Source organism: Microbacterium enclense, from assembly GCF_004022425.1.
Lineage (GTDB): Bacteria > Actinomycetota > Actinomycetes > Actinomycetales > Microbacteriaceae > Microbacterium > Microbacterium enclense_A.
This window is the reverse complement of the sequence record NZ_RBZY01000024.1, coordinates 19814-33094: the sequence shown is the minus strand read 5'-3', so window position 1 is coordinate 33094 and position 13281 is coordinate 19814. Positions and strand designations below refer to the sequence as shown.

Annotated in this window: 11 protein-coding genes; 2 read left to right on the top strand and 9 right to left on the bottom strand. The window is 67.2% G+C overall.

Features of this window, described 5'->3' with window-relative positions; translation table 11 throughout:
* Window positions 1-114 precede the first annotated feature (114 nt).
* Window positions 115-2310: an acyltransferase family protein gene (locus tag D8Y23_RS08140; protein ID WP_128217655.1), complete on the bottom strand. Its 2196-nt coding sequence runs from the start codon at window positions 2308-2310 to the stop codon at window positions 115-117.
* Between the two features lie 255 nt (window positions 2311-2565).
* Between D8Y23_RS08140 and D8Y23_RS16755 the strand changes: the two genes are divergently transcribed.
* Both D8Y23_RS16755 and lepB read left to right on the top strand, forming a co-directional pair.
* Window positions 2566-3645, top strand: a complete 1080-nt coding sequence (locus D8Y23_RS16755; protein WP_164878170.1) for a hypothetical protein — start codon at window positions 2566-2568, stop codon at window positions 3643-3645.
* Window positions 3642-4361: a signal peptidase I gene (gene lepB / locus D8Y23_RS08135; protein WP_164878169.1), complete on the top strand. Its 720-nt coding sequence runs from the start codon at window positions 3642-3644 to the stop codon at window positions 4359-4361. Before D8Y23_RS16755 ends, lepB begins: the two co-directional genes overlap by 4 nt.
* Window positions 4362-4385: 24 nt before the next feature.
* Here the strand turns inward: lepB and D8Y23_RS17205 are convergent, their stop codons facing one another.
* The 8 genes from D8Y23_RS17205 to rpsL form a co-directional block, all read right to left on the bottom strand.
* Window positions 4386-6272 (bottom strand): DUF4012 domain-containing protein, encoded by a 1887-nt coding sequence (locus D8Y23_RS17205; protein ID WP_128217653.1) that lies wholly within the window; start codon window positions 6270-6272, stop codon window positions 4386-4388.
* Window positions 6273-6343: 71 nt separating this feature from the next.
* Complete coding sequence (locus D8Y23_RS08125) at window positions 6344-6628, bottom strand: hypothetical protein (RefSeq protein ID WP_128217652.1); 285 nt, start codon at window positions 6626-6628, stop codon at window positions 6344-6346.
* A 78-nt stretch (window positions 6629-6706) separates the two neighbouring features.
* Entirely contained in the window at window positions 6707-7492 is a 786-nt protein-coding gene (locus tag D8Y23_RS08120) for a helix-turn-helix domain-containing protein (protein ID WP_128217651.1), read from the bottom strand.
* 393 nt (window positions 7493-7885) lie between these two features.
* Window positions 7886-8548: a hypothetical protein gene (locus D8Y23_RS08115; protein ID WP_128217650.1), complete on the bottom strand. Its 663-nt coding sequence runs from the start codon at window positions 8546-8548 to the stop codon at window positions 7886-7888.
* Window positions 8549-8747: 199 nt separating this feature from the next.
* Complete coding sequence (tuf, locus tag D8Y23_RS08110) at window positions 8748-9941, bottom strand: elongation factor Tu (RefSeq protein ID WP_077050668.1); 1194 nt, start codon at window positions 9939-9941, stop codon at window positions 8748-8750.
* Between the two features lie 160 nt (window positions 9942-10101).
* Window positions 10102-12216 (bottom strand): elongation factor G, encoded by a 2115-nt coding sequence (fusA, locus tag D8Y23_RS08105; RefSeq protein ID WP_128217649.1) that lies wholly within the window; start codon window positions 12214-12216, stop codon window positions 10102-10104.
* Window positions 12217-12303: 87 nt separating this feature from the next.
* The gene (rpsG, locus tag D8Y23_RS08100) at window positions 12304-12774 is read right to left on the bottom strand and encodes a 30S ribosomal protein S7 (protein ID WP_128217648.1); all 471 of its coding nucleotides are present in this window, start codon (window positions 12772-12774) and stop codon (window positions 12304-12306) included.
* A gap of 5 nt (window positions 12775-12779) precedes the next feature.
* The gene (rpsL, locus tag D8Y23_RS08095; protein WP_013584051.1) at window positions 12780-13148 is read right to left on the bottom strand and encodes a 30S ribosomal protein S12; all 369 of its coding nucleotides are present in this window, start codon (window positions 13146-13148) and stop codon (window positions 12780-12782) included.
* Window positions 13149-13281 lie beyond the last annotated feature (133 nt).

Here is a 13281-nt window from a genome sequence, read left to right as displayed (position 1 = left end):
TGGCCGATGATACAGGGGGCAGGAAATGCGGCTCGTGACGGCCGCCTCACTCCGGTGTCATCCCGGTCATTCCGACCCCTGAATTCTTGGGCGAGTGCCTGCAACGCGATCATGTCACGTGACACCGTCGGCACGGAGGGTGTCCAGCAGAGCAGGTGCGACCTTTCCCGCGTACGCCTCGGTGATGTGGACCAGGTCGAGCTTGACCGGCGTCGTACCGATGAAGGATGGGCACGCACCGTCGTAGCAGAACAGATCGGCGACGTCGACGTAGACACCGTTGATCGACTCCGCCGCTGCGGCCTCCACCTTCGCGGTGCTCTCGTACTGGTCGGTGATGTCGCTCACGCACGCGCTGGGCTCGCTCTGCGGCGTGTAGCAGTCCTGCACGTTGACAGACGACGGTGGCGGGGCGAGCAAGACGATCTTGGTATCGTCCTTGATCTGATCGAGGTAGCGGAGAAGGCCGTCCTTCCAGCGCCCCGGCTCGATCTTCTCATCGGAGTCGTCCGTGACCCGGACCTCGTAGGTCGCCGTCACCACGACGTAGGTCGGCTTTCTCTCCTTGATCATCGAGATGGTGTCGAGATTATGCGTGCCGCACGCATCAACGATCTCCTGTTTGGCGTTGCTGATCGCGATGTCGACGAATGGGCACCCGAACATCCCACGCGTCGAGATCGTCCACCCCGCCTCACCGCTCAGCTTTCGGAATGCCTCCGTGTAGGCCAGGGAGACGGAGTCGCCGACCAGCATGACCGAGGTGCCCGCACCCTCGTCCCCCCAGGTGCATTGCTCGATGGGGAGCGATTCGACCTGCCCGCAGGCGGCTACGTCGGACGGTGTCTGTGGACCCCCGATCACCGAGTCCATCGAAGGATCGAGCTCCGGCCACGTCGTGGCGTTGAGTGACGTGATGATCTGTCCCTGGATGTCCGACTGAGCCGCGGACAGCGGCACCGTCGTGACTCCGGGGGTCGGTGACGCAGACGTCGTGGGAACGACGGTGGGGCGATCCGCTGCGACGGATGTGCGCGCCGGAACGTTGGTCGACATCACCACGAGGATCAGCGCCGCGGCGGACCCTGCGAGCAGACCGTACGCGTAACGGGGTCGATGGTCCTCCCACCACTGGTCCCACGCGTGCTTCGCCACTCGGCGACGCGCCCGAGGCGAGAGCTCCGGATCACGGGGGGCAAGCCAGGGCGAGTTCTGCACCGGCGTCTCGATCAGGTGGTAGGAGGCGACGGACAGCAGCACGGCGAGAGTAAGCGACACCAGGAGCGCGGTCCCCTCGTCGGGAATCAACACGCCGATGAAAATGATCACCGGGAAGTGCCATAGGTACAGCGAATACGAGATGTTACCGATGTAGAAGCTCAGAGGATTAGTGAGCGGAAAGAGGAACCGCTGCTCGCCGCCCGTTCCCGCCACGATCACGAGCGCCGTCGCGAGCACGGGCAGCAAAGCCCACGGGGCAGGGAACGGCGACGTGTCGTCGATCACGACGTAGGAGGCGAGGATCGCGAGCAGACCCATCCATCCGAGGATCGGGCGCATCGCGCGAGGGATCGCAGCCCACCACGGGGCGGCGATCGCCACCAGGGCACCGACGCCGAGTTCCCAGGCGCGCGTAAGGGTCGAGAAGTACGCGATCGTGGGATCCCCCGTCGACTGGACGAAAGCCCACCACAGCGAGACAGCGACGAAGACCACCATCACGATGCCGGTGACGGTGCGGCGGCGAACGATGTCACCACGAAGCGCGGCGAGTGCCAAGACCCCGAGCATGACCCACGGCCAGACGAAATAGAACTGTTCCTCGACGGAGAGCGACCAGAAATGCTGCAACGGCGAGACGGGGCCCGTCGCCTGGAAATAGTCCGTTCCCGCGATGGCGAACCGCCAGTTCGCCCCGAAGAAGAACGCCCAGAATGCGTCCCATCCCGTTTGAGCGAAGCGCGCCTTGTTGAAGATGAAATAGGCGGCGACGACGGTCGCGACGAGGACGACGGTGGCGGCGGGAACGATTCGCCGGATGCGCCGTTTGTAGAAGCCCACGAAAGAGATGTGTCCGGTCTTCTCGTGCTCGCGCAGCAGGATTCCCGTGATGAGGAACCCGGAGATCACGAAGAAGACGTCGACGCCGACGAAGCCGCCGCTCGGCCAGTGCAGCGAATGGTCCAAGACCACCGCCACGACGGCCACCATCCGGAGACCTTGGATATCCGGTCGTATGTTCCGTCTCGACGTGGGGTTGGTCACGTGTTTCGTGAGCCACCCTCGATTGGAGACACTTCCTGACGCCATGGCTCCCCCTTTCCCCCGGTGGGCGAGACTCTAGGGACGACAATGTCCGTTCTGGTTACGCAGGCGTGTCCTAGATGCGACGAGACCCCGCACGACCCGCGTACGCCGCCCGGCACCGGGCGACCCGCCCCGGGCGTACTCCGCCCGTCGGCGACCCATGTCGGGGCTGGTGGGGCCATGACAGCGACGCCGAAACGCACGGATAGGATGATCGCGCCTTCGGGACCGCCGTGGGAGAACGACGTGAGGAGACCGATGGCCATGAAGGAAGAGGCCGTGCTCCGCAGGTCGGACATTGCCATCGAAGCACTCGGCGTCGCGATCGACGCCGACGTCGAGGCCTCGACGCCCGACCAGGTGCTCACGGCGATCACGCACGCGTGGCGGGATTGCGACACCTCCGCGGAGACCGCGTCGCGACGGCTCGAGCTTCCCGCCGAGATGTTCCGCGACCTCGAGCAGGGCCTCTCGGATCTGTCGACCCGGGTGACGCTGGAGGCGCTCGACGCGCTGCGCGGCACGCGCCTGCTCCTCCACGCCGCCGGTGTCGCCGCACCCGACGGGCGCGTGCTCGCCATGGTCGGTCCCTCCGGACGCGGGAAGACCACGGCATCCCGGCACGCGGGGCGAAGATTCGGATACGTGAGCGACGAGAGCGTCGCCGTCGATGCGAACCTCACCGTGTGGCCGTACCGGAAGCCCCTCTCCGTGATCGTCGAGGGCAAATCGGTGAAGCAGCAGATCGCGCCGAGCGACCTCGGACTCCTCCCCCTCCCCGACGCCCCGCTGCACCTCTCCGGGATCACTCTTCTCGACCGCGACCCCGCGACCACCAGCCCGGGCGCGCAACACGTCGACCTCATCGACGCGATCTGCGAGATGACACCCCAGATCAGCTACCTCCCCGAGCTGCCGAATCCGTTGCAGTACGTCGCGCGCATCGTCGACCGCCTCGGAGCGGTCACCCGTCTCATTTATCGGGATGCCACCGACCTCCCCGATCTGATCACCGAGATGTTCGCCGCGCCGGCTCCGGCGGCGCAGTCCTGGTCGGCTGCGCCGCCGGCGTCCCCGGCCGGTCCGTGGGAGGTGTCGCCCGTCGACGACGCGATCCTCGTCGACGGGCGCGCCTGCATCCTGCAGGACGGTACGGTCACCGCCCTCGACGAGCGCGGATGCCTGGTCTGGGTGAAGTACCGAGAAGGCGCCACGGTCACGGAGATCACGGATGCCGCGGTCGCGGCGTTCGGCACCCCGGCACACGCGTCCGCCCGCGCACTGATCGAGCAGACCATCGACGAACTCCGCGCCCACGGGCTCCTCTCGACGCGATGAGCGCTCCCGCCGCCGAGGCAGCCCGTCGGACCCGCTGGCAGCGCGTCCGCCGATCGCCGCTGACGCATCTCGCGCTGGCCATCGTCGTGCTCGCCCTTGTTCAAGGGTTCGTCATCAAGGCGTTCCAGGTTCCGTCCGAGTCGATGGCGCCGACGCTCGAGACCGGGGACCGGATCGTCGCGAGCCGTATCGCTTACACGGCATCGGCGCCCGGCCAGGGGGACGTGGCGGTTTTCGCCCGTCCCGACACGTGGGGCCCCCGTCCGGATCGCGGGGCGCTTCGCACCGCGATCGGGTGGGTGGGCGACATCGTCGGCTTCGGACCGAGCAACCAGGACGCTCTCGTCAAGCGGATCATCGGTGGACCCGGGTCCACGGTCCGGTGCTGCTCCGATCAGGGTCAGGTCGAGGTGGATGGAGTGGTCCTCACCGAGGAGTACGTCGTGAACGACCTCCCCTTCACCCCGGGTGTGAATGATTGCTCGACGACGCCGGCATCCGCTCGGTGTTTCGGACCCGTGGTGGTTCCCGACGACAGCTATCTCGTCTTAGGCGACAACCGGGCGAACTCCGCCGATTCGGTCGTCGCCTGTCGAGGGGTCGCCTCACCGTCGCCGAGCTGCGCGCGTTTCGTCTCCCGGTCGGACGTCATCGGCAAGGTCGTCGCCACGATCTGGCCCATCGACCGCGCCCGCGTGTCCGCCGACGGGGACTGACCCCCCACCCCCGAGAGGTACGCGTCAGCCGGCCGCCGCGAACAGAGCGTCGCACGACGGGTCGATGGTCACAGGCGTATCCGAGGCCGTCGGGGTGTGACGCAGCTGCAGCGGGCCCAGGGGACCCTCGGGAAGCTGCACGGTCGACGAGAGCGTTCGGGTCTCGCCCTGTGCGACCACCGCCAGGCGGCTGACCGCCGTATTGCCGTTCTGCGAGCCGGAGCGGTCGAAGCCCCCCTCCTCGCTCTGAGCCGGATCGGTCGCGATGATCTGACCGCCCGGGGGAGCGAAGAACAGGACATCCAGCATCATCGACGTCCGCGGCAGACCGAAGTTCCCGTTGCGCGCGCCGAGGGTGTAATTGCTGCGGATGTCGTCGGGAATCGAGTTGGTCAGCGTCGTCGTCGTCGTGATCGTCCGCGCCGCCGCGTCGCACGTCGCGGCGACGGATTGCGCCAGGTGGTATTCCAGCTTCCCGACGGAGTAGTCGTTGAGGTACGTGCCCACCTGCGTCGCCGTGGTGTTGTCGGCACGCAGCTCGCCGTCCAGCCCGAGCTCGGTGGCGAGCCCCTGGGCGGCCTCGTCCGTGAACGACAGGAAGAGCCGCTGTTCGTCCGCCGACTGCGTCAGGGCGTCCAGCATCTCGGCGGGATCCCACTTCCCCGCCGTGAGGTGAGCGAACACCGCGCGCGAGACCTCGGAGAAGAACCGGTCCGAATCCGTTCCCGACGGGAAGCGCTCGTACGAGTCGCTGAGCAGCAGCTGCACGGCGTTCTCGCTCGAGATCTGCTCCCCCGCCACATCCACCGGGCCGGCAACGGCGAGCATGTGCGACAGGACGACGGGGTCGATCGAGATGACGCCGTCGAAACGCTCGCCGTTGGTGCGCTGCCACACATCCTGGAAGAGCTGAACCGTCGTGGGGAAGTTCGGCGTCATCGTGTAGTCCTGCGAATACCGCGCAAACGTTGAGGGGTACAGCGCGAGGGTCTCCGCGGGGATGTCGCTGAACTGCTCCCCCGCCGTGCCCTCCTCGTAGAACGTGGCCGAGCTCGCCTGGTCGAGCAGCTCGAACTTGCCCTGATCGACCCTCATGATGATGCTCGCGGCCGGGTTACCGCCGGTCGCGCGGATCTCCGCATTGTTCTGGAAGACGATGAGATAGGTCTTGCTCCCCTCGCCGCCGGCCATGCCGAGGAGGGTGGGCAGGTAACGGTTGACGACGTCGAGAGTGGGCGCCGTCCGATCGATCACGTCGCGGATCTCGCTGACCGGCCCCGCCACGGCCTCCATCAACTGATCGGACTGGATGCCATCGGTCTCGGCCTTCGCGGCGGTGAAAGCCTGCGACACCACCGGGATCGACGCCTGCGCCTGTCGGAAGGGCGCCAGGTCGAAGCCGCCGCCCTCGAGCGCGAGCTTCTTGATGTCGAGGTCGGTGATCAGCTGCATCCCCGGGGGCAACGCGTCACGGACGAGAATGTCCACGGCGCGCGTGACACGGGACACGGCGTCGATGTTGGCTCCGACGACCGGGACCTCGGCAGCCCTCTCCCAGAGGGGGCTCTGGACCGTCGCGGCCGCGCGGGCCGCGCGGGCGCTGACGTCGTTCGCCGCCGCCTGCAGACCCGCCTCATCCTTCGCCTCGACGAGCCCGGGGAGGTCGCCGAGCGTGGCACGGGCGGCGAGAAGGTCGTCGCGCACCTCCACGGCCTGAGCCGCGAGCGTGGCGCCGAGGATCCCCGCCACCGCGGCGGCCCCACCGACCACACCGAGCACACCCCCGAGGACCCACGGCCACACGCGGCCCCGGCGCACAGCGCGGCCGTCCCCGGACCTCGAGGATGCCGTGTCCGCGGTCTCATCACGCGGCGCACGATTCCTGGCATCCCGGCGGAGGTTGTCACCCATGTGCTGAATCCTAGGTCAGATCGTCTGAGCGACTTCTGAGGCCCCGACCCGTGCGAGCACGGGCGGGCGCCTCACACGAACAGGGGCGCGATCGCGAAGCCGACGGCGACCATCAGCGCGCTGAGGCCTCCGATCACGGGCATCGCCGTCGCACCGACGCGTCGACCGGTGAGGTAGCCGACGACAGCGAGCACGAACCCCACCGCCGCAGTGCCGAGCCCGAGCAGAGCCGCCCGATCGATCACCGTCGGGGAATCCGCCCGGAGCAGCAGGACGGCCCCCACGGCGGGGACGCTCACCGCGACGATCGCCGACACGAGCGCGAGTGTGCCCAGGACACGAGAGAGCGGCTTCACCCCAGCGACTCTACCGGCGGCCGCTTCGTCCTCCGCATCCGCCGAAGCGTGCGACCCGGCCGCCCGCGTCGTCCGCCCTCATGCGGTCGCGCGTTCGTCGTCCGCCCAGGCGGACAGCGCGCGACGCAGACTGCGAACGGAGCCGAACCCGCTCAGATCGGCGATCGTCCGCATCGTCATGCCCGTCTCGTGTCGGGATGCCAGAAGGACCTGCGCGTAGTCCGTGCGAAGGGAGCGCAGGTAGCTCGAGGGCGACATCCCCTGCGAACGAAAAAGACGCTCCAGGTGGCGCTCCGAGAGGTGCAGCTCCTCGGCGGCCCCCCGCACACCGAACGCCGCGTCGCTGAAGCGGGACTCGAACAGCAGTCGCGCGCGTGTGAACGTCGACACCCGGTTGTCGGCGACGACGTGGCGCTCGCCGGACGCGAAGAAGACTCCCGCGGTCATGTCGATGAGCGCCCGTTCCATCACCAGCTCTTCCACGACGCCGAGCCCCGGCCGCGTGGTGGCGACGGTCGTCACATAGGACCGGGCTGCCAGCGCCGCCGTCGTCAGCGCCGGGCGGTCCTGCACGAGCGACAGGTCGACCCCGAGTTCGCCGATCGTGGTAGTAGGAAGCCAGACCGTCGCCGCGCCCCCGCGGGTCCAGCGCAACCGGGCGCCCCCTCCGCACGGGCGCAGCAGGATGGGGGCCCGCGGGTCCTGCTCCGCGGAGTCGTCACAGGGGATCGAGCCGCGCGCGTCGTCGACGGGGAAGACCACGCCGAAATAGCCGGTGCGCTCGTCGGGATCCCATTCCCACTCATCGCCATCGTCGATGGCATGAAGGGTCACCGAGGCCCGGCCCGCCGCGATGGCCGTCACCGGGTGCGGACGGCCCGACGTCTGCAGACCAGCGTGAAGAAGCGCCCGCAACGGCGGTGCCGAGGCTCGTCTACGCGGTGTCTGCGCATGTCGAGCGTGGGCCTGACTCCCCATAGCTGCCCCCTCGTGAGAAGCGCCACGATGCGTGGCCCGAGGGGGTCATCTAATGCTCTCCCGGGTTGCCGCGCACAGCACGACCCCGGTCGTGAAGAGACGTTCGGTGGGTCCTCGCCGCCCCCCTCGGACGACCCGGACCCACCGAACGCAGTCGACACCCGACCGGCTTCCCGGCCTCCTCGCGAACTCCGACCAGGGTTCGTGAGGTACGTCGATCGCAATCGGACGCGACCGACGCGATCGACGCCACACCGTTGCGCGGCGGTCCTGCCTCCGTTACAGCACGCCGGCGTTCAGCGGCACGATGATGCTGCTGGCCGCGGACAGGGTCCGCCCACCCACGGTGACGGTGGCCGTCACCGGGAACGTCGCGAGAGCGTTCACCGCGACCCCGGACCGAGAACCGGCCAGACCCCACACCAGCGGGATGTTCAGCGTCTGACCGGAAGCCACGTTGAGGTTCGTCGTGGTGGTGAAGGTCGTGACCGGGAACCCGATCTGGCTGCCGAGGGCGTTGGTCTCGTAGACCGTGGTGCGCTGGCCTGACGTGGTCGTCGCGCCGTCGAAACGGTGGACGCCGAAGCCGCGCGCGCGCCCGAGTGTCAGGGCGATCCCCGACGGCCGTCCCACCCGGATGCTGACCGTCGCCGACCCCGTCAGCGCGCCGGCTCCGTTGACGACCGCGAGCTGCGTCGGCACGGTCAGTGCCACGGCGGCCGTGGCCACGGTCGGCGAGTCCAGAACCTGGATGCTGAGCAGGTTGGCATCCAGTCCCGTCAGCTGCAGATCGGCGTTGTTGACGGATGCCGCCGCACTCGGGGCGGCGACCGCGAGCGTCACCACCGGAACCGACCACGCCGCCCCGCGCAGCACCGTGCGACGATCGATGCCGCGACCGGCCCGCTCCGACACCCCGGCACCAAGCTTTTCTTCCGACATCTGCGTCCCCACATCCTGGATCCCACCGTCCGTTCGACGGCACTCCCGCGATGATGGCGACCGGCAGAGGCGCCCCTCAGCCGCCAGGTCGGTCGGTGACCGGATGAGGTCGGATTCTGTCCCCCGACGCAGACCCCGGGACGAACGACGAAGGGCCGGGCCCGAAGGCCCGGCCCTTGCCGGTCAGTCCGAAGGGGACTTACTTGAGGATCTTGGTGACGGTACCGGCACCGACGGTGCGGCCACCCTCACGGATCGCGTAGCCGAGGCCCTCTTCCATGGCGATCGGCTGGATGAGCTCGACCGACATCTCGGTGGTGTCACCGGGCATGACCATCTCGGTGCCCTCGGGCAGCGTGATGACGCCGGTCACGTCCGTGGTACGGAAGTAGAACTGCGGGCGGTAGTTCGTGAAGAACGGGTTGTGACGGCCGCCCTCTTCCTTGGACAGGATGTACGCCGTGCCCTCGAAGTTGGTGTGCGGGGTGACCGAACCGGGCTTGACGACGACCTGGCCGCGCTCGACGTCGTCACGCTTGGTGCCGCGCAGGAGCAGACCACAGTTCTCGCCGGCCCAGGCCTCGTCGAGCTGCTTGTGGAACATCTCGATACCCGTGACCGTGGTCTTCTGCGTCGGGCGGATGCCGACGATCTCGACCTCGGAGTTGATCGCGAGGGTACCGCGCTCGGCGCGACCCGTGACGACCGTTCCACGACCGGTGATGGTGAAGACGTCCTCGATGGGCATGAGGAACGGCTTGTCCTTGTCACGCACCGGGTCGGGGATCGACTCGTCGACGGCCTCCATGAGCTCGACGATCGAGTTGACCCACTGCTCGTCGCCCTCGAGAGCCTTGAGGCCCGAGACGCGCACGACGGGGGCGTTGTCGCCATCGAAGTCCTGCGAGGAGAGGAGCTCGCGAACCTCGAGCTCGACGAGCTCCAGGATCTCCTCGTCGTCGACCATGTCGGCCTTGTTGAGCGCGACCAGCAGGTAGGGGACGCCGACCTGCTTGGCGAGCAGCACGTGCTCACGCGTCTGGGCCATCGGGCCGTCGGTCGCCGCGACCACGAGGATCGCGCCGTCCATCTGAGCGGCACCGGTGATCATGTTCTTGATGTAGTCGGCGTGACCCGGGGCGTCGACGTGAGCGTAGTGACGCTTGGGGGTCTCGTACTCGACGTGCGAGATGTTGATGGTGATACCGCGCTGGCGCTCTTCCGGCGCCGAGTCGATCGACGCGAAGTCACGCTGGACGTTGGTGGCCGACGGGAACTTGTCGGCGAGCACCTTCGAGATGGCAGCGGTGAGCGTGGTCTTGCCGTGGTCGACGTGACCGATCGTTCCGATGTTCACGTGCGGCTTGGTCCGCTCGAACTTGGCCTTAGCCACTGGGTCCTCCTCAGGACGTTCAATGCAGAGTGACGGGCGCTGGATTGCGACCGGTTCTCTACGGGGATGGTTCTCAGGTTACTAGAGAGTCGGTATTGAGTTTGAGCGGATGCCGGGAACCCGGCCGGGGCGCGGGGTCCCGGCATCCACGAGAGCGGAGTTACTCGCCCTTGTTCTTCTGGACGATCTCGTCGGCAACGGCCTTCGGGACGTCGGCGTAGCTGTCGAACTCCATCGAGTAGACGGCACGGCCCGAGGTCTTCGAGCGCAGGTCGCCGATGTAGCCGAACATCTCCGACAGCGGGACGTTGGCCCGGACGACCTTGACGCCCGCGGCGTCCTCCATCGACTGGATCTGTCCACGACGGGAGTTCAGGTCACCGATGACGTCACCCATGTACTCCTCGGGAGTACGCACCTCGACGGCCATGATGGGCTCGAGGATGGTCGGGTTCGCCTTGCGGACGGCCTCCTTGAAGCCCATCGAACCGGCGATCTTGAACGCCATTTCCGACGAGTCGACATCGTGCGAGGCGCCGTCGAGGAGGATCGCCTTCACGCCCACCATGGGGTAGCCGGCGAGCACGCCGACGTTCATGGCGTCCTGGAAGCCCTGGTCGGTCGGCGAGATGTACTCGCGCGGGATACGACCACCGGTGACCTTGTTCTCGAACTCGTAGGTCTTCTCGGCCGTGACCTCGAGGGGCTCGAGCGCGAACTGGATCTTCGCGAACTGACCCGAACCACCGGTCTGCTTCTTGTGCGTGTAGTCGTGACGCTCGACCGACTTGCGGATGGTCTCGCGGTACGCGACCTGCGGCTTTCCGACGTTGGCCTCGACCTTGAACTCGCGCTTCATGCGGTCCACGAGGATGTCGAGGTGCAGCTCGCCCATGCCCTTGATGACCGTCTGGCCGGTCTCGGCGTTCTGCTCGACGCGGAACGTCGGGTCTTCCTCGGCGAGCTTCTGGATGGCGACACCCAGCTTCTCCTGGTCGGCCTTGGTCTTGGGCTCGATGGCGACCTCGATGACCGGCTCGGGGAACGTCATCGACTCGAGCACGACCTGGTTCGCCGGGTCGCACAGCGTGTCGCCGGTGGTGGTGTCCTTCAGGCCGATGACCGCGTAGATGTGACCGGCGGTCACCGAGTCGACGGGCATCTCCTTGTTGGCGTGCATCTGGAAGATCTTGCCGATGCGCTCCTTCTTGCCCTTGGTCGCGTTGACCACCTGGGCACCGGAGTCGAGGTGACCCGAGTACACGCGGATGTAGGTCAGACGACCGAAGAAGGGGTGCGTCACGATCTTGAACGCGAGGGCCGCGAAGGGCTCGTCACGGTCGGCGTGGCGCTCGATGACGACCTCTTCGTCCTTGGGGTCGTGCGCCTCTATGGCGGGCACGTCCAGGGGCGAGGGGAGGTAGTCGACGACCGCGTCGAGCATGGGCTGCACGCCGCGGTTCTTGAACGCCGAACCGCACAGCACGGGGTAGATCTCGCTGGCGATCGTCATCTTGCGGATGGCGCCCTTGATCTCGTCGTGCGTGAGCTCTTCGCCGCCGAAGTACTTCTCGAGCAGGGCGTCGTCGGACTCGGCGACGGTCTCGAGCAGCTTCTCGCGGTACTCGTTCGCCTTCTCGACGAGGTCGGACGGGATCTCCTGGATCTCGTACTTGGCGCCCATGGTGACATCACCCTTGGCGTCGCCGGGCCAGACGAGGGCACGCATGTAGACGAGGTCGATGACGCCGACGAAGTCGTTCTCGGCACCGATGGGGAGCTGGATGACGAGCGGCTTGGCCTTCAGGCGGTTGACGATCGTGTCGACCGTGAAGTAAAAGTCGGCGCCCAGCTTGTCCATCTTGTTGACGAAGCAGATGCGGGGGACGTCGTACTTGTCGGCCTGACGCCACACCGTCTCGGACTGGGGCTCGACGCCCTCCTTGCCGTCGAAGACGGCGACGGCACCGTCGAGCACGCGGAGCGAACGCTCGACCTCGACCGTGAAGTCGACGTGACCGGGGGTGTCGATGATGTTGATCTGGTTCTTTTCCCAGAAGCAGGTGACGGCGGCGGAGGTGATCGTGATGCCACGCTCCTGCTCCTGCTCCATCCAGTCGGTGGTCGCCGCACCGTCGTGCGTCTCACCGATCTTGTGGTTGACGCCCGTGTAGAACAGGATGCGCTCGGTCGTCGTCGTCTTGCCGGCATCGATGTGCGCCATGATGCCGATGTTGCGGACCTTGTGGAGGTCGGTGAGCACGTCTTGTGCCACGGGTGTCTTCCTTACCTGTTGGGAGGTTGATGCCGGGCCCATCGGGGGGTCCGTGACCGGGGTTCGGTCACGGACCCTCCGCGGGTGTTACCAGCGGTAGTGCGCGAAGGCGCGGTTCGACTCGGCCATCTTGTGGGTGTCCTCGCGGCGCTTGACCGCGGCACCGAGGCCGTTCGAGGCGTCGAGGATCTCGTTCTGCAGACGCTCGGTCATCGTCTTCTCACGACGACCCTTGGCGTAGCTCACGAGCCAGCGCAGCGCGAGGGTGTTCGCGCGGTGCGGCTTGACCTCGACCGGAACCTGGTAGGTCGAGCCACCGACGCGGCGGCTCTTGACCTCGAGGGTGGGGCGAACGTTGTCGAGCGCCTTCTTGAGGGTGGCGACGGCATCCTGGCTGTTCTTCGCCTCGACACCCTTGAGGGCGTCGTAGACGATCGACTCGGCAAGAGACTTCTTGCCGTCGACCAGGATCTTGTTGACCAGCTGCGTGACGACGGGAGCGCCGTACACCGGGTCGTTGACGACGGGACGCTTCGGGGCGGGACCCTTACGAGGCATGGTTCTCAGCCCTTCTTCGCGCCGTAGCGGCTGCGAGCCTGCTTACGGTTCTTGACAGCCTGGGTGTCGAGCGCACCGCGGACGATCTTGTAACGGACACCGGGGAGGTCCTTCACACGACCGCCACGGACGAGCACGAGCGAGTGCTCCTGCAGGTTGTGGCCCTCGCCGGGGATGTAGGCGGTGACCTCGGTACCGTTGCGCAGCTTCACACGGGCGACCTTGCGCATCGCCGAGTTCGGCTTCTTGGGCGTCGTCGTGTACACGCGGGTGCACACGCCGGCCTGCTGGGGGTTCGACTTCAGCGCGGGAGCCTTGGTCTTCGAGACCTTCGGCGAGCGGCCCTTGCGAACCAACTGCTGAATGGTTGGCACGTTCTCTCCTTGATTGTGCTGCACGGTGACAGCGTCGTGTCTCCCCCGACTCGGCGCGGATCTTGCGATTCGTGACGTGTCGGGCTCACGTGTGATCCACCGCGCGCCAGAATGATCGGGCGTGGTTGTGGTG